Consider the following 21,076-nt stretch of genomic DNA (forward strand, 5'->3'; position numbering starts at 1 on the left):
GCACATGAGCACACAAGCATCGCGTATTGTCGACCTGAATGCCGACCTGGGAGAAGGATTCGGGCAGTACAGGATCGGTGATGACAATGCCATGCTGTCCCTGGTCACATCCGCCAACATTGCCTGCGGCTTTCACGCCGGGGACCCCGAGATCATGGCCGCCACGTTCAGCCGGGCCAGAGAGAACGGTGTCAATGTCGGGGCCCATCCCGGTTTTCCCGACCTGTGGGGGTTCGGCCGCCGGGTCATGCCGTTTTCCCCGGCTGAGATCGAGCGGCTGGTGGCTTATCAGGTGGGGGCGGCCATGGCGCTGGCGTCCTATAGTGGCCATGCCATTACATATGTGAAGCCCCACGGCGCGCTTGGAAACCTGACCGAAACGGATGCCGATATTGCCATGGCGGTGGCGCGGGCCGTGCGCGCGGTGGATGACAGGCTTGCCGTGCTGGCCATTGCCCGCAGCGCGCTTGGCCGGTGCGCAGCCGATATGGGCATGACCGTCTATTCCGAAATCTTTGCCGACCGTGCCTATACCGAAGAAGGACGACTGGTATCGCGCAGGCTGCCAGGCGCCGTTATACACGATCCCGACATGGCGGCTGCACGGGTTGTCAGAATGGTGGAAGCCGGCGCGATAGAAACACAGACCGGCAGGATGCTGCCCACGCCCATCCATTCCATATGCGTGCATGGTGACAATACCCATGCGGTGCATGTGACGCGCAGGGTCAGGACATCGCTGGAGGAAGCCGGAATTGTCCTTCGTTCATTTGTAAACAGCCCCGCATAGGCCAGCGTCCGGGCGACTGCAGGAGCATTATTGATGAATGTGGAACTTCTCGACGCACTGATGGCGCTCATGTCCGAACTGGGGATCAATGAACTGTGCCATGATCAAGATGGCATACGGGTCCATCTCCAGCGTACGCCAGCCACGCATGGCGGAATAAACGCCCCGTCGATGGTGGCGGAGCATGCGATGCCCCCGCCTGCCGGGACACCTGCCACCATGCCGCCCGATGATGAAATGCTGCTGGCACCGATGAGCGGTACCTTTTACCTGACCCCCGCCCCGGATGCGCCGCCATTTGTAAGGATCGGTGATGTGGTGGAGGAAGGTGCGCCGCTGTATGTGCTTGAAGTCATGAAGACACTCAACAGGATCTGTGCAGATTTCAGATGCAGGATAAAAGGGATTGAAGCCACGACCGGCCAGCCTGTAACCGCTGGTGCACCGCTTTTCAGCGTGGAGCGGCTTGATGACCATGACGTTTAAGTCTGTCCTGATCGCCAATCGTGGCGAAATCGCCCTGCGGATTGTCCGCGCGTGCAAGCTGCTCGGGCTGGAGACCATCGGTGTTTTTGCACAAGGAGACGACAGGCAGCGTCATCTGGAACTGGTGGACCGCGCCATATGCATTGGCCCGGCTGCGGCGGCCGGCAGCTATCTTGATCAGGGTCGTATCCTGCGGGCGGCGAAGCTGACCGGCGCACAGGCCATTCACCCCGGATATGGCTTCCTGTCGGAAAAAGCGGATTTTGCCCAGGCCGTGCACGATGCGGGGCTTGTTTTCGTGGGGCCATCGGCATCGGTCATTCGTACGATGGGTGACAAGATCGCGGCCCGCAACCAGATGATGGAAGCCGGCGTTCCCTGCCTGCCGGGCACCCACGGGGCCCTGCCTGAAGATGGCGCCAGCGCGAAGGCGGCCTGTGATGCAATCGGCTATCCTCTCATCATCAAGGCTGCTGGTGGTGGGGGTGGCCGTGGCATGCGGGTCGTCATGGAACCGGCCGGACTGGACGTTGCGATCCAGACAGCGCGGCAGGAAGCGATCCATGCGTTTTCAAACGGTGACCTGTATGCCGAGCGGTTCCTGACAACGCCCAGGCATGTTGAAATACAGGTCCTGGCCGATGCAACAGGTGCCGCGATCTGGCTGGGTGACCGTGACTGTTCCGTCCAGCGCCGACACCAGAAACTGATCGAGGAAGCGCCCGCCTTCGGTATCCCGCGTGGGGATGTGGAACGGCTGGGACAGTCATGTGCCGATGCCTGTCGCGCCATGGGCTATACCGGCGTTGGAACGTTTGAATTTCTTTATGAAGATGGCGCATTCTATTTCATAGAGATGAATACCCGGCTTCAGGTGGAACACCCGGTTACGGAAATGGTCACCGGGTTCGACATCGTTGCCGAACAGCTTCGTATCGCAGGTGGGCAGGGCCTGTCATTGCAGCAGTCCGATGTGGAAATTCGTGGGCATGCGATCGAATGCCGGATCAATGCCGAGGATCCCGTGACATTCGCACCCAGCCCCGGAACCGTGACACGCTGGCGGCCACCGGGCGGCCCCGGTGTGCGGGTGGAAAGCCATCTTTATGACGGATATGGCATTCCGCCGTCATATGATTCCCTGATTGCCAAACTGGTCGTGCATGGAACAACGCGTGAGGATGCGGTGCACAGGATGCGGGCCGCGCTGGCGGAGATGACAGTCGAAGGCATCTCCACAACCCTGCCACTGCATCAGCGCCTTATGGGCGAGCCCGGTTTCTGCAACGGAAACATATCGGTGCACTATCTTGAAAAAACTTCTGAAGCAGGAATGAAGCCGCCATGAATCGTGATGCAGTTTCAGTGCCGGGGCGTGTATCGGTCATCCGGGATATCGTCTCCCGGATGCGGCAATATGGGATCAGTAGCCTTGAATACCGGGACAATACGGATCTGCTCCATATCAGCCTTGAAAAACCGCACGAACCGACCGTGAGTGCCATTTCCCCTGCGCCATTGGCGCAGACGGGGGTCATCCGTAGTCCGGATATGGGAATTTTCCGGGCGGTGCATCCGCTCCGGCAGGGTCGGCCGGTTCAGATGCATGATGAAATCGTGGAAAAACAGATTGTCGGTTATGTAGAGGCAGGCGAGGTCCTGCTTGCCATTCCCGCTGGATGCCATGGCAGGATCACGGACATCATGGCCAGGGACAACCAGCCGGTGGGGTACCATCAGGACATATTTCTCGTGACGTGACCCGTTTCGGCAACGCTCCGGTTCATGGGCGGCCCGGATATCGTGTGCAGGTCATATGGCCTGTCAGGTCAGCCATCATATCCATGCCCGGGCCGGATATGATGGCTGGATGGAAACAGCCTGAAGAAATCAGTCTTCCACGGGAACGGTATAATTCAGGATACGGCGACCACCATCGGGATAGATCGTCTCACCGGTCATGTAGGATGCGTCATCGCTGGCCAGGAACGAGACGACGGACGCCACTTCACTTGCCTTGCCGCAGCGCCCGATAGGGGTGCGGGAGAGGATCTGCCGACGCGTTTCCTCGGAATCGATGAAGGATCCGTCAACCATTTCCGTCATGATGGTGCCGGGGCCCACGCCAACGACACGAATGTTGTAAGGCGCAAAGGCAACCGCCGCCGTGCTTGTAACCTGATTGAGGCCGCCCTTGGAAATTGCATAGGTTGCAACCTTTGGATTGGCCAGCCCGGAATTGATGGACGACATGTTGACGATCACGCCACCATGCCCCTGTGCGATCATCTGTCTGGCGGCGGCCTGCACCCCGAAAAAGGGCCCCTTCAGGTTTATGCCAAGAACCTTGTCATAATCCTGTTCGGTAATATCCAGAAAGTCCTGGATCATGGCAATGCCGGCATTGTTGACCATGATGTCAACAGAACCGAATTTTTTCACGGCCGCCGCGATCAGATCATCGACATCGCTTTTTTTACTTACGTCACAGACATATGAAAAAACGTTGTCAGGATTGCCAATCTCGGCAACCGTTGTCGCCAGACGCTCGGCATTGATATCCGCAATAACGATCCTGGCGCCGTCAGCCAGCAGGCGTTCCGCGCATGCCCGGCCAATACCCCGGGCAGCACCGGTTATGACGGCAACCTTTCCAGAAAATTTCATGTTTTTTCCTTTCCATGGTGGGAATGACAAGCCGCAGGTCACAGGGCACAATTCTCTGGAACAGGATGCTAGGCGATCTCGTACCGTGTTGACGTAAACTTATTTTCATAAACAGATATATAATTTGTATATATGTCAGGTTTGAAAAAGTGCGTCATATAATACACCGATATTACGTGTTGCGCGTGATCGTGCGGAATGCCATGCACCCTGCTGATGAATGTGAAGACACCATTCCGGCATTTATAACGTAATTGGCTGTTTACTTATGGAAGCATGAAGATGGATAAAAAAAGCCCGTTCGGCAATTTGCATCATGTCTGTATTGTCGTGCATGACATAGACACGACGCAGGCCTATTATGAATCCATCGGCATCGGTCCCTGGACTTCCTATCCGCCGCTTGAAGAATACACGCAACTTGATGTGCCGGACCGGAACGGCTTTCTGGCCATGCAGTATCGTGTCTGCAATCTCCCGAATATCCAGATACAGCTCTGCCAGCCCAATGATGATCCGACGCCACAGCGTATCCATCTGGATACAAAGGGGGAGGGCGTCTTCCATATGGGTTTTGAAGTGCCGGACGCGGATGCGGCCGAAGCGGCGTCAGATCTTCCCGTACTGATGCGCGGCCGCAGGGAGAACGGAACAGGATTTACCTATTATGACACGGCGGAGAAGGCAGGTGTCGTCCTGCTGACACGTGAGACCAGTAAACCGGAGCGCTGACCGGCCGGCTTCCTGATCCAGATCAGGTTTCATGTGCGAGATGCCGGACAACATCGAGCAGTACGTTCGCGCCCGCGACCAGCGCCTCATCCGAAGTGAATTCTTCCGGGTTATGGCTGATGCCCAGCCTGCTTGGAACGAAAATCATTGCGGCGGGCGCCATGCCTGCGATCATCTGCGCATCGTGACCCGCACCGGAAGTCATGCGCCGGGAAGCAAGGCCACGCCTTGATGCCACATCTTCAATCAGGGCAACAATGCGTGGATCGAACCTGACGGGTGCGGAGCGGGCAAGCTTTTCCACATGGATTTTCACGTCTCCCGTTGCCTGGAGATGTGACAGAAAGCGCGACAAGGCGTCTTCCTCCTCAACAAGCCGGTTTTCGTCTGGATTGCGTAGATCAATGGTCAATGTGGCGCGGGCAGGAATAACATTTATGGCATTGGGTTCAAAAGCAATGGTGCCAACCGTCGCGACACCGGATGTATCTGGGCGACTGGCACGATCATGGATGAAAGTCATGATCCGCGCTGCGGCGTGACCGGCATCGCGCCGTAATGCCATCGGGGTGGTACCCGCGTGGTTGGCCTGGCCTTCAATCGTGATACGCTGCCATGAAATGCCCTGCAGGTCAGCAACCGCGCCGATCGAACTGCCGATATGTTCTAGCACGGGTCCCTGCTCGATATGGAGTTCCACGTAAGCGTGGGGCGCCAGAAAACCGGGGGCGTACGGGCCGGCGTAACCAATGCGGACCAGTTCATCCGCCAGTACCGTGCCATCGGTGCCGCGTGTGGCGAGCGCCTTTTTGATATCCAGTCCGCCTGCATAAACGAGTGATCCCATCATGTCGGGTGAGAACCGAACCCCTTCTTCATTCGTGAATGCGGCGACGGCAATCGGTCTGGGCGGGGTAAAACCTGCTTCCCGGAGCGTACGGATGACTTCCAGACCGGCAATGACCCCGTAGCATCCATCATAAATACCGGCATTGATGACTGTATCAATATGCGAACCCAGCAGGACCGGCTTCTGGTCGGCATGTCTGTCTTGTGTCCAGATGCCAAAGATATTGCCGATCTGGTCTATCGCGACCTCCAGCCCCGCGGCCCGGATACGGGCGACAAGGTGATCGCGTCCCAGCCTGTCGGCATCCGACAGGGCGAGGCGGGTCAATCGACCGTCGGTTTCGCGCCCGATAGCGCCGAGTTCGTGAATATCGGCAAGAAGGCGCCCGCTGTTGACTGACAGGGAAGTCATGATCTCAGACATGGATGCTGGCGGCAGGGCTGATCTGCTCAGGCCGCTGTCCCACTATTTCGCGATAACGGAGCGGATCGGTCGCGCCTTCGGTATTGATGACGAAAACGCGCGATGTCGCATCAAGCCCCAGGCCTGCGCGTTGCTGTGGGGAATTTGCGGCACGGACAAGCCCGGCAAGCCCGACCCCACCGCTTTCGCCTGCTACAATTGCCGGGTCCTGCCCGCCAGGATGGGCCAGACGCTTCATGATGCTGACCGCATCCTCTTCATCAACCGTCATGAAGGCATCTGCTGCATGCGACAGGATGCGCCATGCCGTAAGTGACGGTGTATGGCATTCAAGCATGGCCATGATGGTGGGCTGGCTGGCCGGAACCGTTACCGGGTGGCCCATCTGCGCCGTTTTATAAAGACATGCGGCGCGCGCGGGTTCAACCACGGTAAAGACCGGGCGCGCAGCACCCATGATAACCGCCAGATGCCCGGCAATGGCAGCCGCAATGCCCCCAACGCCCGCCTGCACGAATACATGCGTGGGGGGGCGGATCATCTGGCGGAGCGCTTCACAGAGCAGGTGCGTATAGCCTTGCATGACCAGCCCCGGAATATGCTCGTAACCAGGCCAGGATGTATCCGATACCGTGATCCACCCATTATCAGCGCCGGTCCGGGCTGCCATGGTAACCGACTGATCATAGGTGCCATCCACATGCCTGATCTCCGCCCCGAAGCGCGCGATGGCCGCGATGCGATCATGACTTACGCCCTTGTGGACAAAAATGACGGCCTTTGCCCCGACTGCGGCGGCACCCTGTGCTACGGCGCGCCCATGATTGCCGTCCGTGGCGCAGACAAATGTCATTCCCCGGGCAGTGGCCCGCACCATCGGGCCATGCAGTTCGGATATGTCCACGACCCGTCCGGCCTGTTGCCCGGCCCGTTCCAGTACCAGGCGGGCGACTGCGTAACCGCCGCCGAGCGCCTTGAAACTGCCCAGTCCCAGCCTCTGTCCTTCATCCTTGACCTGGATGGCGCCCACCCCCAGTTCCCGCGCCATATGGGGCAGATCATGCAGCGGTGTCGGCGCATTGTGTTCCCTGTATTTCAGGAAGCGTTCCACTTCCTGCATCGCGTTCCCGCCCAGCAGCAGCGCATCGGACGGCGGAAGGGACTGGTCATGAGAAGGACTGTTGTTGAGAAGAAACATTATTGCATAATCCCCTGCTGCGTGACTGCAAATATATTGCAACATCCATGAAATATCTGCTGTATTAAGCAGGATGTTTTGCATTTTTTTTGCACGGAAGGTGCTGGTTTCATGTCTTCAGTTGCGGGCCCGTCTGGTCTTGACCGGTTTGACCTTGCCATCCTGGATATTCTGCAACGCGACAATACGACGCCTCAGCGCGTCATAGGCGAGGCGGTCAATCTGTCCGCCCCCTCCGTACAGCGCCGGATCCGGCGCATGGAAGAATCCGGTGTGATCGAAGCAAATATCGCAGTAATCAATCCCGTATCCGTCGGGCGCACCATTACGGTCCTGGTGGAAGTGGAAGTCATAACCGAGACGGCTGAACTGATCGAAGCCGCCAAACGCAGCTTTGCAACGTGTCCACAGATCCAGCAATGCTATTACATTACAGGGAACGCTGATTTTTTTCTTGTTATGCTGGTTGCGACAATGGTGGAATATGAAGAACTGACCAAAACGCTTTTTTTCGGGAATAATAACGTGAAGCGGTTTCGTACAACCGTCGTCATGGATCGTGTCAAGGCTGGCATGACCGTGTCGTGTCCCGATAACAGGAACGGCTGATCATATGGCTGATACCTGCCAAAGTATCGGGATCGGACATGCGGCGCGGAATCTGATGCACAGAACCCGAAACAAAATTTCATATATACATGGAAAATAGAGTGCTTTTTTTGCCTGTTATGCAATATTTATAAAAACATGGTTTGCCTGCTGGATCAGACAAGCGGCGAGTATCTGGTTAAAAAACCAGTTATTCCGTTTATTTTTTTCCTGTCAGGGCAATATTGTGAATATCAAGATGTAAAATGACGCGCGTATGACATCTTTATTGATGTATTAACATGGTATCATACGGAATTTATATATATCCGCAAAAGGACCAGAAATGACGGTACTTCGTAATCCCCCCCGGAGAGGGTTCTGTGCTTCCGAATTCGCCCTGCGTGTACAAAGGATGCAGTCGATCCTGCAGGCGGAAAAACTGGATGCGGTATTCGTCACGTCGCCTTCAAACATCCGCTATTTCACGGGATTTGATTCACAGTTCTGGGAAAGTCCGACCCGTCCGTGGTTTGTGGTCGTCCCCCGTGAGGGTTCCATCATCGCCGTAATACCCGAGATCGGCGCACCGGAAATGGCGCGGACCTGGGTGGAAGATATCCGTACCTGGCCGGCACCGTGCCCGGAAGATGATGGCGTCTCCCTCATGGCGGCCACGCTATCCGCTGTTCCGCGCCGCTTCGGGCGCATCGGAGCGGAAATGGGGCGCGAAATGGCGCTACGCATGCCGGTTTCGGATTTTCTGGCACTGGGCAGGCGTATGCCCGGAATGGAAATTGTTGATGGGACGCCTGCGTTGTGGCAGGCGCGGATGATCAAGACGGAAGCCGAAATCGCACATATCCGGTTTATCTGCGAAGTGGCAAGTGATGCTTATATCGGGTTGCCGGATCTGATTTCGGTTGGTGATACGGAACGGACGGCTGTCAAACGCCTGCGTGCGGACATGTGCGCCCGCGGCGCGGACAGCGTGCCGTTCATGCCGGCAATCTCCGGACCGGGTGGCGTGGCGCAGATTGTCTGCGGCCCGCAGGATCGTGTGCTGGCCAATGGTGATGTCCTGTTTATTGATACCGGCGCGACATATGACGGTTATTTCTGTGATTTTGACCGTGTCTATGCCGTGGGAAGCATTGATGACGCGGCACGGCGTGCCAATGAGGCCGTATGGCATGCGACAGAACTGGGAATTCGTGCCGCCCGCCCAGGCAGGACAATGGAATCGGTATGGAAAGTCATGGCCGAAGCCCTGCAGGACGCGGGCTCGATCGGGAACAATGTTGGCCGGTTGGGACATGGCCTGGGGATGCAGTTGACAGAACCCCCCTCGTTCAGGGAGGGTGAGGAAACGGTTATCCAGCCCGGAATGGTTCTGACGATCGAGCCCGGCATGGAGTATGCCCCGGGGAAAATGATCGTCCATGAAGAAGATGTCGTTATCATGGATGACGGGGCCCATCTCCTTACCATCCGGGCCCCGAAGGAAATGCCCGTTATTTCCTGACCGGGCAGTATATAATGATGTGGAATCATCGTCCGGTTGCAACGTAACATGTGGTGTGTTCCATGACGTATATACCCGACCAGAACACGGACAGCATAAACAATGTCCCCCAGCACGCTGAAAAACCGCGTCCGCTAGGCGGACGGCACGTTACGATGATCGCGCTGGGGGGCATGATTGGTATCGGCCTGCTGGTCGGGAGCGGGGCTGGCATCCGGCAGGCTGGCCCCTCCGTTCTTGTAAGCATAGTTTATGCCGGGCTTCTGGTGTTTCTGGTCATGAAGGTCCTGTCCGAGCAGATGCGTGTCGACCCGGGACGCGGATCGTTCCTGCATTATATTGGCGCGGGAAACGGTGCCTGGTCTGTATTTGTAAGCGGCTGGCTTTACTGGCTTTACTGGGTTATGGTCATTGCGGTTGAAGCATTGGGCGGAGGGGAAATACTGCATCCATACATATCATTGCCCGCATGGATGACCGCCCTCTGTCTGATTTCATGTGTTGCATTGATAAATATTGTATCGACCAGAATGTTTGGGGAAATAGAGTTTGTACTTACATTATTTAAGATATTATTTATATCGTTTTTCTGCCTGAGCTGTATCTGGTTTGTTTTTTCTGATCTTTACAATATAAAAAACGCCTTTGGCATCAACCTGATTGGAAAACCTTTTTTCCCGAACGGCATCCGTGCCACCCTGTACAGCGTACCCATCATCATGTTCACCATGGCCGGGTCGGAAGTCATTACCCTGACCACCCAGGATACGCATTGTTCCAGTGAACAGCTTTCGTGGCTGTCACGTCTGGTCGGAATCAGGATGGCGGGGCTTTATCTTCTGCCCATTTTTCTTGTATTGCTGATCCTGCCAAGCGGCAGCCTTCAACCGGGGCAGTCGCCTTTTGCCGCGACATTCAGGAACATGGGACTGGACGCCATGGTTTCGGTCATGAGCATCATGATTGTCCTGACCCTGGTTTCGTGCCTCAATTCCAGCATTTATATCAGTTCCCGAGTGTTGGTGAACCTGAGCAGCGTGGCCCATGCGCCGCAAATATTCATGGGGCAGGGCGCAGCCTCCCCCGTCCATGCCATATTGATGAGTTCCCTGGTGAGTATGGGCATGGTCCTGTTTTCATCTTTTGTCAGTCCCCACGCATTTGAATTTCTTCTCAATTCAAGCGGATGCGTGGTGCTGATTGTCTATTTCCTGATTACGACATCCTTCCTGCGATGCGCAAAAACGGGGAATGAAGCCACCATGTCACGCAGCATGGCATGTGCCCTGATGGCGGCCATCATGATTCTTGGTACGTCGGTCTGCCTTTTCTTTGATGCGGACATGCGTGCCGAGGCAGTGGGATGCGGTGTTCTGGCAGGGATTGCCTATCTGTCCTACCGGGCTTTCATAAAACAGCAGGAGCACTGAAATATTCCCCGCCAGTATGGCGCGTCCGCTACCTGATGCAATGAACGATGCCGCCCCGCCCGTCAGGAAATTTGCAGGCGGGGCAGCACAGGAATGTATCCGGCAGGCCCGGATCAGATAACGGCTTCCTCGATGAAAGGTTTTTTGTCGATCACGCGCTGGTAACCCAGGGGCGACAGGTCAAGGCTGCGATAGGCGCCATATACGATCATTTCCGCAAGGCCGCGGCCAATCGCAGGGGACTGCTGCAGCCCATGCCCGCTGAAACCGTTGGCAAACAGGAAATTGGGTACTTCGGGGGAGGGACCGACAATCACATTATGGTCCAGCGTGCAGTAGTCGTAGTGGCCAGCCCATGAATTGATGACTTTCAGTGCCTCAAAAGCCGGGATGCGCTCGGCCAGGGCGGGCCAGATCTGTTCTTCAAATTCATCATGCGCTACGGAAAAATCATCGGGGTCCACCGCCGGATCATGTTCCGGCACGGTTCCAGCCAGATAGTACCGGCCCTCGGGTCGGAAGAATACGCCGGTTGTGTCAATAAAGAGCGGGATCTTTCCATCCAGCTTTTCCCGGCTGTCAACGACAAATAGGGAACGCCGCCGCGGTTCAACCGGCAGGTCCAGCGCCGCCATGCGTGCCACCGACGTGCCACGCGTGCCCGCAGCGTTGACCACGGTGCCTGCCGCCACGCTCCTGCCGCTGCGCAGGGTGACGTGTGTGATCCTGTCGGCGCTCCGGCCCAGGCCGACCACCTCGTCCTCGATATAGGTTACGCCGCTGGCGCGGGCCCTGTGCCGCAGGCCATTGAGATAACCCATATTGTCAAACCAGCCTTCCCCCCGTGGGCCATAACTGCCCAGCACGATGTCGTCGGCCGTCATCCACGGAAACTGCCTGCGGATGTCATCATTATCCAGCAGCACCGTATCCGCGCCGCATGCCTGCTGCGTCCTGGCGTTCCGGCGCAGGATATCCACGCCGCGCTGGTCATTGGCTATGAACAGATAGCCGTTCTCGGTCAGGTTAAGATCGGGGCCGGGTACGTCGGTGGCCGCAAGCGTGGGAAAGTTCTGGATGAACTCAACACCGAACATCGATATCCGGACATTCAGGGCGTTGGAGAACTGATGGCGGATGGAACTGGATGACAGCGCCGTGGCCGCCTTGCGGTATGTCCAGTCCTTTTCGATGACCAGGACGCGCCCGTCAAAGTCGGAATTGGTGGCCAGGAAGAACGCGACCGCACTTCCCACCACGCCGCCGCCCACGATCACGACATCGTAGGATGACGCAAGCTCGCTCATTGCTCAGCCTTTCTTCAGCGTGTCGTCAAAATGGCCCGCGGCACAGAAGCTCCCGCCCTGAAAGCGCACGGCGGGATCATTGGGGTCGCCCTGTGCCGTCATGCCAAAGACTTCGGACTGGAAATCCGCGGCATTGTCCCTTGGTGCGTAACCGAGAACGGATGCCTGCCGGTTGTCCCAGAAACTCTGGTTATTGGCAGATGTGGCGAAACTGATCATATGACCCACGCGCGGGGCATCAAGGCAGGCCGTGACAAGTTGGCGGAAATCATCATAGGACAGCCACGTGATCAGGTGGCGCCGGTCGGCCGGCTTGGGGAAGCATGAACCGATGCGCAGGCAGACGGTTTCGATGCCGAATTTGTCAAAGTAATAGCGCGAAAGATTTTCCGCATAGGCCTTTGAGACCCCATACAGGCTGTCCGGGCGCGGCGGGGCGCTGGCATCTATGGTCTGTGTGCGGTCATAGTACCCCACTGCATGGATCGAACTGGCATAGATGATGCGCGAGACACCGCACTGGCGCGCGGCTTCATATACATTGTATGTGCCGACAATATTGGCATTCAGGATATCGGCCCACGGGCCCTCGATGGCCTGCCCGCCCAGATGGATGATGGCGTCACATCCCTTTACGGCATTGCGTACGGCCTCGAAGTCACCCAGATCGGCGACGAAGTCTTCCTCATGCGCCTGCAGGTCGGTGGAGGGGACACGGTCGGACAGCCGGATGCGCGGCGCCAGTTCGCGCCCCGCGGTGCGGAGCTGCCGACCGAGCGCACCGGCCGCCCCGGTCACAAGGATATGGTTGAACCTGCTCATGCGTTCTGATCCTGCGAAAGTTTGCGAAGGGAGGTTTCCATCGCCGCAACCGCCTTTTCCAGAACGGTTGCTGACGTGGCGAATGACAGGCGCAGATAGGGGGAAAGCCCGAAGGCTGCTCCGGGCACTACGGCCACGCCACCATCCGTCAGCAGATACTGGGCCAGATCGACATCCGTGGCGATCACCCTGCCATCTGGCGTGGTACGGCCCAGATAGGCGCCACAATGCGGAAAGACATAGAACGCGCCCTGCGGGACAAGGGTGCGCAGGCCATCAATGCGGGCAAGACCCCTGATCACCACGTCCCGCCGCCCGGCATAGGCGGTCAGGGCTTCGGTAATGAATGCCTGCGTTCCGTTCAGTGCTTCGGCCGCCGCCACCTGCGAGATGGAACTGGGGCAGGTCACTGTCTGGGATTCCAGCTTGTTCAGCACCTTTATCAGGTTTTCCGGCCCCACGGCATAGCCCAGACGCCAGCCTGTCATCGCATAGGCCTTGGACACGCCATTGATGACCAGCGTGCGGTCCATCAGGTCCGGGCATGCGCCGGGAAAGGAGCAGAATGTCGCACCGGGAAAGAGGATATGCTCGTAAATCTCGTCTGAAATGATCCCAACATCGGGATAGCCCTTCAGTACGTCACCCAGTGCGCGCAGTTCATCGCGGCTGTAGACGATGCCGGACGGATTGGACGGGGTGTTGAGCATGACCCAGCGCGTTTTCGGGTTCAGTGCCGCGGCAAGGCGTTCGGGGGTGAGCTTGAACGCCTGCTCGATCCCGCAGTCGAGAATAACGGCGCTGCCGCCATTGAACGTGACCATGTCACGATAGGAAACCCAGAATGGCGCCGGAATGATGACTTCGTCACCGGGCGACAGCACCCCCATGAACAGGTTGAACAGGATCTGTTTCGCCCCGATGCCGATGGCAACCTGCGCCGGGGTATAGTCCAGCCCGTTTTCGCGCCTGAACTTGGCGACGATCGCCTCGCGCAGGGGCATGAGGCCACTCGGCCCGGTATAGTGGGTCATGCCATCTTTCATGGCATGGATGGCGGCTTCGACCACATTGCCCGGCGTGTTGAAGTCAGGCTCCCCCAGGGAGAGATCCATGACCTCACGCCCCTGCGCCCGCAAGGCGTTCGCCTTCATGGATACGGCCATGGAAGGGGAGACCTCCAGGCGGGACGTGCGTGTATTTTCAAAATGCATGGTCTGTCTTCTTATCCTTCCGCCGGGGTGTAGCCATTGCGGCGGTCACGTTCGCGCAGGTCTTCCGGACGGTCGGCGGGCAGGCCGTAGCCACCACCCCCCGGCAGGTCGAGACAGAGCCTGCGGCCTGCCGGAACATCCTGCCTGCCCTTGCCGCGCAGCTTCGTGCCGTCATCCAGCCGCACGGCCCCGGGAGCGCCGGCCTGTCCACCGTTGCGCCCGCGTGCCGGATGGCTGAGCCTGTCAAACATGGCGGAAAAGCGCAGCGCGTATCCTTCCGCCGCCTCGATCTCGATGGACTGGCCCAGCCCGCCCCGATATGCGCCATTTCCGCCGGACCCCTCACGCAGTTCCTTGCGCCAGATGATGACGGGGCCGACCTGCTCGGTCGCCTCGACGGGCATGGTATGCACCCCGCTGGGAAAGGCCGTGGTGCTCAGTCCGTCCAGTGTCGGGCGCGCGCCGGTGCCACCGCTGTTGAACATCAGGATCTCGGCTCCCTTGCGCCCGGCGGTTTCATCCATCGCGCGCAGGCTCATATGCAGGTTCCATAGAGAGCCGGCCCCTTCGGCCGGAACCTGGTCGGGCAGCGCCTGCGCCAGTGCGCCAAGCACCAGGTCGGGCACGAAATGCCCCAGGATATGGCGTACCGACACGGGCGCGGGCCGCTGCGCGTTCAGGATGCACGATTGCGGGGCGGAGACCGTGAAGGGCTCCAGCGAGGCCGCGTTGTTCGGGATTTCGGGGGCGACGATGCACTTGATGCCATAGCAGGCGTATGCCTTGGTATAGACCAGCGGCACATTGATGCCAAAACGGCTGGGTGCCGATGTTCCCGCAAAATCGACATGTACGCCATCATCATGGATGCCCAGCGCCGCCTCGAGCTGGACGGGCGCGTCATACCCGTCCAGCGTCAGGCTGTTGTGCCATGTCCCGCGTGGCAGCGCACGGATGCACTCCAGCGTGGCGCGGCGGCTGTGTTCCAGGATGAATGCCCCGAGGCCACCCAGATCGGCCAGCCCGAATTCCCGCATCATGTCGACCAGACGGCGGTGCCCGGCCTCATTGCACGCGGTCAGGGCAAAGATGTCACCGATCACCTTGTCCGCTTCGCGCACGTTGTTGCGGATGACCGTCAGCAGCATCTCGCTGGGCCTGCCCTGATCGAAAAGCTTCACGATCGGTATGAACAGGCCTTCCTCGTAAACTTCGTTCGCGTCGGGGCCAAAGCCGCGGCCGCCAATATCCACCACATGGGCCGTACAGGCAAAATAGCCGACCAGCCTGTCATCAAGGAAGGAAGGCGACACGACGGTTATGTCATGCAGGTGGCCGGTGCCCTTCCACGGGTCATTGGTAATGTAGACATCGTTCTCGCGTATGTTTTCACGACCGATGTCATTGAGGAAGTGCCCCACGGATTCCGCCATGGCGTTGACATGGCCCGGCGTGCCGGTCACGGCCTGGGCCAGCATGCGGCCCTCGGTGTCGAAAATACCGGCCGACAGGTCTCCCGCTTCACGGACGGAGGTGGAAAACGCGGTCCGGATCAGTGTCTGGGCCTGTTCCTCGACAACGGAAATAAGGCGGTTCCACATGACCTGCATGTGAATATCAACCAGTGAATCCTGCATGGCCTGTTCCTTTGCCGTAATCGGTTAGCGACGGGTTGCCAGAATGCAGCCATCCGCCTGGATGACGGCATCGAAAGGGGAGGTGATGATCGTGCCCGTTTCGGGTTCGACAATAACGGCCGGGCCGGATATCCGGTCGCCCGGTTTCAGGCTTTCGCGTTCGATGACGGCGGCATCCACAAAGGTCCGGCTTGCCTGATCGAACAGCCGGCGTGACGCGGTGGCCGTGACCTGCCTGGTTTCCGACGGGGGCGGCACGCGGGCGGATTCAACCGTGGGCGTGCTGGCGCGGAAGGACCAGCTGACGATTTCCATGTCCAGCCCGTCAATGGTCCGGCCAAAGAATGCCGCATAGGCTTGGCGGAAACTTTCGGCAATACGTGCCACATCACCCAGTTCAAAGACTTCGGGCGGCAGCCGGACGGGAATGTCCCATCCCTGGCCCACGTAGCGCATGAAAGCCGTGCATTCGAATGTCGTGCGCGAATCACTTTCCATGGATGCCACGAAATTCAGTACTTCCTCACGCATGCCTTCCAGCAGCCTGCGCACTGCCGCCGCATCATAGGAAGCAAGGGAAATGCGCGAACTGCGGACCGTTTCATACCCGAAAGGCGCGCGCAGGAACCCGATTGCCGAGCCTACGCCCGCGCCCGGTGGCACCACAAAGCTGTCGATGCCAAGTTTTTCACACAGGCGCGCGGCATGCAGCGGGCCGCCACCACCAAAGGTGATCATGGTGAACTCACCAATGTCCTTGCCGTTTTCAACCGCATGGACACGGGCCGCATTGGCCATGTTCTCATCCACCATCTCGACAATGCCGTAGGCCGCGGTGTCCGTATCCACATTGATGGCGGAGGCGATTTTCCGGTCAACGGCCTCACCGGCGTCGGGCGGCGACAGGGCCAGGGAGCCACCGGCAAAATTGTCCGGATCCAGCTTCCCCAGCAGCAGGTTTGCATCCGTTACGGTCGGCTCCGTGCCGCCGCGCTGGTAGCAGGCCGGGCCGGGTTCGGAACCGGCGCTTCTGGGCCCCACGCGTACCTGCCGCAGGGCATCCACGCTGGCAATGGAGCCGCCACCGGCCCCGATCTCGACCATTTCCACCACCGGGATGGATATGGGCATGCCACTTCCCTTGCGGAAACGGTAGGTCCGGGCGACCTCGAATGTCTTGGCGGTCTTGGGGGCATAGTTCTCGACCAGGCATATCTTTGCCGTCGTTCCCCCCATGTCGAATGAAACCACGCTGGCGCAGCCATGCCTGCGGGCAACGTCCTGTGCGAATATGACGCCGCCGGCGGGGCCGGATTCGACCAGGCGGACGGGAAACTCGGCGGCATGTTCAAGGGCGATGATGCCGCCACCCGAATGGATCATGTAGACCGGGCAGCCGATGCCCAGTTCACGCAGCGCCAGGACCAGCCGGTCAAGATAGGACTTGATGACGGGTTTGACATAGGCATTGGCACAGACGGTATTGAACCGCTCGAATTCACGAAACTGTGGCGCCACTTCGCTGGAAATGGACACGGACAGGTCCGGGCAGCGTTGCAGGAGCGCATCGCGCACCTGCACTTCATGCGCGCCATTGGCATAGGCGTGCAGGAGCCCGATGGCGACACTCTCATAACCGCGCGCGGCAACCTGCTCCACCACTTCGGCAACGGATTGTGCGTCCAGCGGCAGCAGGACCTGCCCGTCGGCATCCATGCGTTCGCGCACGACCAGACGGTCTGCACGATCAATAAGGGCAGGGGGAAGGGTGATGTTCAGGTCGTACTGTTCAAAGCGGTTTTCCGTCCGCATTTCCAGCACGTCCCGAAAGCCCGCGGTGGTGATGAAGGCGGTTTTCGCGCCGCTGCGCTCGATCAGCGCATTGGTGGCAAGGGTGGTGCCATGCACGATAACGTCGATACGGTTCAGGGGAATGCCCGCATTGTCGCAGACAATTTGCAGCCCCTTCAGGATGGCCCGTTCCGGGCCGCCGTAATCGGTCAGGATTTTTGTGGAAAAAAGATGTCCGTTGTGTTCGAGGGCAACGTCCGTGAACGTTCCTCCGATATCAACGCCTACACGATAGCTCTGCTGGGCCGACGTCATGACCGACTCCTCTGCACCAATCGGTTGTTTCAGGCTTCAAACTTGTATGACAAGCCCTAAGGCACTTGTGCTATATGTGTCAACATCGTAACGTTCCGGAATGGATGGCTGATGGCTGGATGTCATTGCGTCCGTGCTCCCGTAGCGAAAGGTTTGTCCATGCAGGTTTCACAATCCGGGCGTGTCGACCATTCTCCTGCCGGCTCTCCGGTCGGAACCGGCAGGCTGTCATTGCTGGACCTTACCCTGATTGGCTGCGGCGCGACATTCGGGTCGGGATGGCTGTTCGCGTCGTCACGGGTTGCGACCCTGGCGGGGCCGTGGGGGCTGCTCGCGTGGGGGATTGGCGGGCTTGTGGCGCTGCTTCTGGGCATCATCTACTGTGAACTGGGTGCCGCGTTGCCACAGCGGGGCGGGGTGGTCCGGTATCCCTACTGTTCCCATGGGCGGTTTCTGGGGTTCATGGTCAGTCTCGTGACCGTGGTGGCATTTTCAAGCATTGTCTCGATCGAGGTGGTCGCGGCCCGGCAGTATGTCTCCGTATGGTTTCCGGCGCTCAGCCAGGCGGGTGGCGCGCCCGGCCTTGCGGGCTGGGTGGTGCAGGCGCTGGTCATTGCATTCCTGTGTTACCTGAACCTGAAGGATGGAAAGACCTTTGCCTGGATCAACAATATTGTCACGATCCTGAAATTTTCCGTCCCGTTCCTGGTTGTCGGGACCCTGCTGCCGCGCCTGTCTGCCGCCCCTTTCATGGTGCCGGTCTCCGGTTCTCCTGTCACGGGAATGGTGACGGCCCTGTCCTCGGGCGGGATCATCTTTGCCTTTCTCGGCCTGACACCCATTGTCGCCGCGGCGGGGGAAGTGCGGCATCCGCAGCGCAACGTGCCCCGCGCGCTGTTTGCTTCGGTCGCCTTTACGACGGTCGTCTATGTCGTGCTGCAGGCAACCTTTATCGGCGCGCTGCCTCTCGCGGCCCTGCATGACGGGTGGGGGCCCATCGAGGACCGGTTTCCCCTGCCATTCCATGACATCATGGTTGTTGCCGGTATTGCGTGGGTGGCCGTGCTGGTCCTGTCGGATGCCTGTGTTTCCCCGCTGGGCACGGGGAATGTCTATCTCAGTTCGACCTGCCGGGTTGCGGATGCGTGGCTGCATGAAGCGGGGCTGCTGCCGGGTAATGCCCGGCGCGCGGGACCTGTTTCCCTGCGGGCCATGGTCCTGTCCGTCGGGCTGTGCCTGTTCTGGACGCTGCCTTTTCCATCATGGAGCAGTCTGGTGGGTGTCGTCTCGACGGCAATCGTCATGAGCTATGCCTTCGTGCCGGTCATCCTCGCGGCCCTGCGGCGGAGCTGTCCTGACCTTCCGCGCCCGTTCCGCGTGCGGTGGCTGGGTGTCATCGGGCCGCTTTCCTTTGTCATGTCGTCCTTTGTCGTGCTCTGGGCCGGGTGGCATACCGTTTTGTGGCTCCTGTCCGGGCAGATCGTGCTGGGCATGCTGTACCTGGCCTGCCGGGTCATCGCGTCCCCCCGGCGGGCGGGCGCGCTTGTGCTGCCCAATCTGTGGGTCCTGGCCTATTTCTGCGGAATGATCCTGTTTTCCTGCATGGACCAGGACCTGGCGATGGAAACGCTCGCAGCGCCGGGGCGGCTGGTGATGTTCCTTGTCTTTCTGGTGGGTGTCTATTTCTGGGGCGCCCATAGCGGGCTGCGCGCGCCAACACTGTCCGCTGCATCGCGTGAGGGTGTGCTGTCCGCATCTTTCGTTTCCATGAACATATCTTCAGGGGTTCGTTAAATGAAATCACTCAATGCCGTTATTGTTGGCGGGGCCTCCGGGCTTGGGCTGGCGACAGCACGGCTCATGCTGCGTGAGGGCGTGCAGGCGCTCGGGCTGATCGACGCCAATGCGGAGCGTCTGGACGCCGCCGCCGCGTCACTGCGCGAACAGGGTGCGACGGTATGTACGGCGCAGGGGGATGTTTCCCGCGCGGTTACCGCCAGCGCCGCGTTTGATGCCATCGTATCGGAAATGGGCCGGGTGCACACCATGGTCAACTGCGCCGCGATCTATCCGCGCCGCCCGATCCTTGAAATATCGGACGAAGACTGGGATCTGGAAAACGCCATCAACATCAAGGGCACCTATCACATGATGGTGGCGGCGGTTAAGCACATGATGCAGTTTTCCACGGCGGGTACGGTCGCGGGCCGGATCGTGAATGTCGCATCGGTGGATGCGTTCAAGGCCCATCCGCAGAATACCCATTACGCCGCGACCAAGGCCGCGGTCGTCAGCCTGACGAAGTCGTTCGCGCATGAATTCGCCCCCGCCGGCATCCTGATCAATGGCGTGGCTCCCGCCGGTTTTGCGACCGACCGGGCCAGGGAGCTTGGGTTCCTGCCTGAACTTGCAAAAGCCAACCCGCTTGGCCGCGCCGCCGAGCCGGAGGAAATGGCGGAATGGATCATCATGATGGGCGGCCCCAGGAATACGTTCTCCACTGGCGAGACGGTCATTGTCAGCGGGGGTTACATCTATGCCTGACCTGACCGCGCTGGTAACCGGCGCCACAAGCGGGATTGGCCGCGCGATCACGACCGAACTGTCCATGGCGGGCTACGCGGTCGTGGCGGTGGGACGCAATGCGGACCACCTGTCCGAACTGGCAGCGATGAGCGGTGTCACGGCCGTGCAGGCGGATGTGCGCGACATTGATGCCATTCAGGATACCCTGGACGGAAAAGAGGTTGATGTCGTTGTCAGCAACGCGGGCATCCTGACTACGTCGGGTGCGTTTGCCGGCACGGATCCGGACCAGATCGATGCCATGATCGACATCAATCTGAAGGCACCGCTGCGCCTGGCCCACCGGCTGCTGCCCGGCATGATCGCGCGCAGGCGGGGGCACCTGCTGTTCGTGGGGTCCATCGCGGGGCACGCGCCCTTTGGTGGTTCCGCGATCTATGGTGCGTCCAAGGCCGGGCTTGCCAGTTTCTGCGAGGCGCTGCGCTGCGACCTGCTGGGCACCAATGTGCGCGTGACCGAACTTGTGCCCGGACGTGTCGAGACAAGCCTGTACCGTGATACCCACGGCAGCAGGGCGCGGGACGTGCTGTATGATGGCTATCGCGCGGTACAGCCGGAAGACGTGGCCCGGCTGGTCCGCACGGTGATTGAACTGCCCGCGCATGTTGACGTGTCGCGGCTGGATATCCTGCCGACCGATCAGGCCGTGGGTGGTGGACAGATCGTACGTCCACCCAGCATATAGGCCCTTCTTTTTCAGCCTGTCGGGAAATGC

At 59.2% G+C, this 21,076-nt stretch carries 19 protein-coding genes; 11 read left to right on the forward strand and 8 right to left on the reverse strand.

The features are described from left to right. Positions 1–4: 4 nt before the first annotated feature. The 4 genes from LDL32_RS01340 to LDL32_RS01355 are packed head-to-tail and all read left to right on the forward strand — an operon-like array spanning position 5 to position 3,037. Positions 5–790 carry a LamB/YcsF family protein gene (locus LDL32_RS01340; RefSeq protein ID WP_233064030.1) on the forward strand — a complete coding sequence of 262 codons (786 nt, stop codon included), beginning with the start codon at positions 5–7 and terminating at the stop codon, positions 788–790. Positions 791–823: 33 nt separating this feature from the next. After that, complete coding sequence (locus LDL32_RS01345) at positions 824–1,276, forward strand: biotin/lipoyl-containing protein (protein WP_233064031.1); 453 nt, start codon at positions 824–826, stop codon at positions 1,274–1,276. Continuing rightward, positions 1,266–2,624, forward strand: a complete 1,359-nt coding sequence (gene accC, locus LDL32_RS01350; RefSeq protein ID WP_370636731.1) for an acetyl-CoA carboxylase biotin carboxylase subunit — start codon at positions 1,266–1,268, stop codon at positions 2,622–2,624. The genes LDL32_RS01345 and accC overlap by 11 nt, the downstream gene beginning before the upstream one ends. Next, positions 2,621–3,037, forward strand: coding sequence for a hypothetical protein (locus LDL32_RS01355; protein WP_233064034.1), 417 nt, complete (start codon positions 2,621–2,623; stop codon positions 3,035–3,037). The genes accC and LDL32_RS01355 overlap by 4 nt, the downstream gene beginning before the upstream one ends. Before the next feature lie 129 nt (positions 3,038–3,166). Here the strand turns inward: LDL32_RS01355 and LDL32_RS01360 are convergent, their stop codons facing one another. Continuing rightward, complete coding sequence (locus tag LDL32_RS01360) at positions 3,167–3,943, reverse strand: SDR family NAD(P)-dependent oxidoreductase (protein ID WP_233064036.1); 777 nt, start codon at positions 3,941–3,943, stop codon at positions 3,167–3,169. Positions 3,944–4,225: 282 nt separating this feature from the next. Here LDL32_RS01360 and LDL32_RS01365 point away from each other — a divergent pair, with 282 nt between their 5' ends. Next, positions 4,226–4,675: a VOC family protein gene (locus tag LDL32_RS01365; RefSeq protein ID WP_233064038.1), complete on the forward strand. Its 450-nt coding sequence runs from the start codon at positions 4,226–4,228 to the stop codon at positions 4,673–4,675. Positions 4,676–4,697: 22 nt separating this feature from the next. Here the strand turns inward: LDL32_RS01365 and LDL32_RS01370 are convergent, their stop codons facing one another. Continuing rightward, positions 4,698–5,936 carry a Zn-dependent hydrolase gene (locus LDL32_RS01370; protein WP_233064040.1) on the reverse strand — a complete coding sequence of 413 codons (1,239 nt, stop codon included), beginning with the start codon at positions 5,934–5,936 and terminating at the stop codon, positions 4,698–4,700. 4 nt (positions 5,937–5,940) lie between these two features. Continuing rightward, positions 5,941–7,146, reverse strand: a complete 1,206-nt coding sequence (locus LDL32_RS01375) for a diaminopropionate ammonia-lyase (RefSeq protein WP_233064042.1) — start codon at positions 7,144–7,146, stop codon at positions 5,941–5,943. Between the two features lie 111 nt (positions 7,147–7,257). Between LDL32_RS01375 and LDL32_RS01380 the strand changes: the two genes are divergently transcribed. From LDL32_RS01380 to LDL32_RS01390, 3 genes are all read left to right on the forward strand, one after another. Beyond that, a complete protein-coding gene (locus LDL32_RS01380; protein ID WP_233064044.1) occupies positions 7,258–7,755 on the forward strand; it encodes an Lrp/AsnC family transcriptional regulator in 498 nt (165 codons plus the stop codon). Between the two features lie 325 nt (positions 7,756–8,080). Next, complete coding sequence (locus tag LDL32_RS01385) at positions 8,081–9,259, forward strand: Xaa-Pro peptidase family protein (RefSeq protein ID WP_233064046.1); 1,179 nt, start codon at positions 8,081–8,083, stop codon at positions 9,257–9,259. Between the two features lie 155 nt (positions 9,260–9,414). Further along, on the forward strand, positions 9,415–10,689 hold the full coding sequence (locus tag LDL32_RS01390; protein WP_233064047.1) for an amino acid permease: 1,275 nt from the start codon (positions 9,415–9,417) through the stop codon (positions 10,687–10,689). A 113-nt stretch (positions 10,690–10,802) separates the two neighbouring features. Here the strand turns inward: LDL32_RS01390 and LDL32_RS01395 are convergent, their stop codons facing one another. Genes LDL32_RS01395 through LDL32_RS01415 form a run of 5 tightly spaced genes read right to left on the reverse strand, consistent with a single transcriptional unit; the run spans position 10,803 to position 17,775 of the window. Then, positions 10,803–11,996, reverse strand: a complete 1,194-nt coding sequence (locus LDL32_RS01395) for an FAD-binding oxidoreductase (protein ID WP_233064049.1) — start codon at positions 11,994–11,996, stop codon at positions 10,803–10,805. 3 nt (positions 11,997–11,999) lie between these two features. Beyond that, on the reverse strand, positions 12,000–12,818 hold the full coding sequence (locus tag LDL32_RS01400) for an NAD(P)-dependent oxidoreductase (protein WP_233064051.1): 819 nt from the start codon (positions 12,816–12,818) through the stop codon (positions 12,000–12,002). Then, entirely contained in the window at positions 12,815–14,032 is a 1,218-nt protein-coding gene (locus LDL32_RS01405; RefSeq protein ID WP_233064053.1) for a pyridoxal phosphate-dependent aminotransferase, read from the reverse strand. Before LDL32_RS01405 ends, LDL32_RS01400 begins: the two co-directional genes overlap by 4 nt. A gap of 11 nt (positions 14,033–14,043) precedes the next feature. Further along, positions 14,044–15,669: a hydantoinase B/oxoprolinase family protein gene (locus tag LDL32_RS01410; protein WP_233064054.1), complete on the reverse strand. Its 1,626-nt coding sequence runs from the start codon at positions 15,667–15,669 to the stop codon at positions 14,044–14,046. 24 nt (positions 15,670–15,693) lie between these two features. Next, a complete protein-coding gene (locus LDL32_RS01415) occupies positions 15,694–17,775 on the reverse strand; it encodes a hydantoinase/oxoprolinase family protein (RefSeq protein ID WP_233064055.1) in 2,082 nt (693 codons plus the stop codon). 159 nt (positions 17,776–17,934) lie between these two features. Between LDL32_RS01415 and LDL32_RS01420 the strand changes: the two genes are divergently transcribed. Genes LDL32_RS01420 through LDL32_RS01430 form a run of 3 tightly spaced genes read left to right on the forward strand, consistent with a single transcriptional unit; the run spans position 17,935 to position 21,046 of the window. Beyond that, a complete protein-coding gene (locus tag LDL32_RS01420; protein ID WP_233064056.1) occupies positions 17,935–19,569 on the forward strand; it encodes an APC family permease in 1,635 nt (544 codons plus the stop codon). Further along, on the forward strand, positions 19,570–20,319 hold the full coding sequence (locus tag LDL32_RS01425; RefSeq protein WP_233064057.1) for an SDR family NAD(P)-dependent oxidoreductase: 750 nt from the start codon (positions 19,570–19,572) through the stop codon (positions 20,317–20,319). Beyond that, positions 20,312–21,046: an SDR family oxidoreductase gene (locus tag LDL32_RS01430; protein WP_233064058.1), complete on the forward strand. Its 735-nt coding sequence runs from the start codon at positions 20,312–20,314 to the stop codon at positions 21,044–21,046. Before LDL32_RS01425 ends, LDL32_RS01430 begins: the two co-directional genes overlap by 8 nt. The last annotated feature ends 30 nt before the right edge of the window (positions 21,047–21,076 follow it).

The organism is Komagataeibacter sp. FNDCF1, from assembly GCF_021295335.1.
Taxonomy (GTDB): domain Bacteria; phylum Pseudomonadota; class Alphaproteobacteria; order Acetobacterales; family Acetobacteraceae; genus Komagataeibacter.

What these genes read in the sequence shown, in the direction of transcription:
- LDL32_RS01345 (WP_233064031.1), top strand. Translation starts at nt 824, where the DNA reads ATGAATGTGGAACTTCTCGACGCACTGATGGCGCTCATGTCCGAACTG.
- LDL32_RS01380 (WP_233064044.1), top strand. Translation starts at nt 7,258, where the DNA reads ATGTCTTCAGTTGCGGGCCCGTCTGGTCTTGACCGGTTTGACCTTGCC.
- LDL32_RS01370 (WP_233064040.1), bottom strand. Translation starts at nt 5,936, where the DNA reads ATGACTTCCCTGTCAGTCAACAGCGGGCGCCTTCTTGCCGATATTCAC.
- LDL32_RS01410 (WP_233064054.1), bottom strand. Translation starts at nt 15,669, where the DNA reads ATGCAGGATTCACTGGTTGATATTCACATGCAGGTCATGTGGAACCGC.
- LDL32_RS01430 (WP_233064058.1), top strand. Translation starts at nt 20,312, where the DNA reads ATGCCTGACCTGACCGCGCTGGTAACCGGCGCCACAAGCGGGATTGGC.
- LDL32_RS01340 (WP_233064030.1), top strand. Translation starts at nt 5, where the DNA reads ATGAGCACACAAGCATCGCGTATTGTCGACCTGAATGCCGACCTGGGA.
- LDL32_RS01420 (WP_233064056.1), top strand. Translation starts at nt 17,935, where the DNA reads ATGCAGGTTTCACAATCCGGGCGTGTCGACCATTCTCCTGCCGGCTCT.
- LDL32_RS01425 (WP_233064057.1), top strand. Translation starts at nt 19,570, where the DNA reads ATGAAATCACTCAATGCCGTTATTGTTGGCGGGGCCTCCGGGCTTGGG.
- LDL32_RS01415 (WP_233064055.1), bottom strand. Translation starts at nt 17,775, where the DNA reads ATGACGTCGGCCCAGCAGAGCTATCGTGTAGGCGTTGATATCGGAGGA.
- LDL32_RS01390 (WP_233064047.1), top strand. Translation starts at nt 9,415, where the DNA reads ATGATCGCGCTGGGGGGCATGATTGGTATCGGCCTGCTGGTCGGGAGC.
- LDL32_RS01405 (WP_233064053.1), bottom strand. Translation starts at nt 14,032, where the DNA reads ATGCATTTTGAAAATACACGCACGTCCCGCCTGGAGGTCTCCCCTTCC.
- LDL32_RS01400 (WP_233064051.1), bottom strand. Translation starts at nt 12,818, where the DNA reads ATGAGCAGGTTCAACCATATCCTTGTGACCGGGGCGGCCGGTGCGCTC.
- LDL32_RS01395 (WP_233064049.1), bottom strand. Translation starts at nt 11,996, where the DNA reads ATGAGCGAGCTTGCGTCATCCTACGATGTCGTGATCGTGGGCGGCGGC.
- accC (WP_370636731.1), top strand. Translation starts at nt 1,266, where the DNA reads ATGACGTTTAAGTCTGTCCTGATCGCCAATCGTGGCGAAATCGCCCTG.
- LDL32_RS01365 (WP_233064038.1), top strand. Translation starts at nt 4,226, where the DNA reads ATGGATAAAAAAAGCCCGTTCGGCAATTTGCATCATGTCTGTATTGTC.
- LDL32_RS01375 (WP_233064042.1), bottom strand. Translation starts at nt 7,146, where the DNA reads ATGTTTCTTCTCAACAACAGTCCTTCTCATGACCAGTCCCTTCCGCCG.
- LDL32_RS01355 (WP_233064034.1), top strand. Translation starts at nt 2,621, where the DNA reads ATGAATCGTGATGCAGTTTCAGTGCCGGGGCGTGTATCGGTCATCCGG.
- LDL32_RS01385 (WP_233064046.1), top strand. Translation starts at nt 8,081, where the DNA reads ATGACGGTACTTCGTAATCCCCCCCGGAGAGGGTTCTGTGCTTCCGAA.
- LDL32_RS01360 (WP_233064036.1), bottom strand. Translation starts at nt 3,943, where the DNA reads ATGAAATTTTCTGGAAAGGTTGCCGTCATAACCGGTGCTGCCCGGGGT.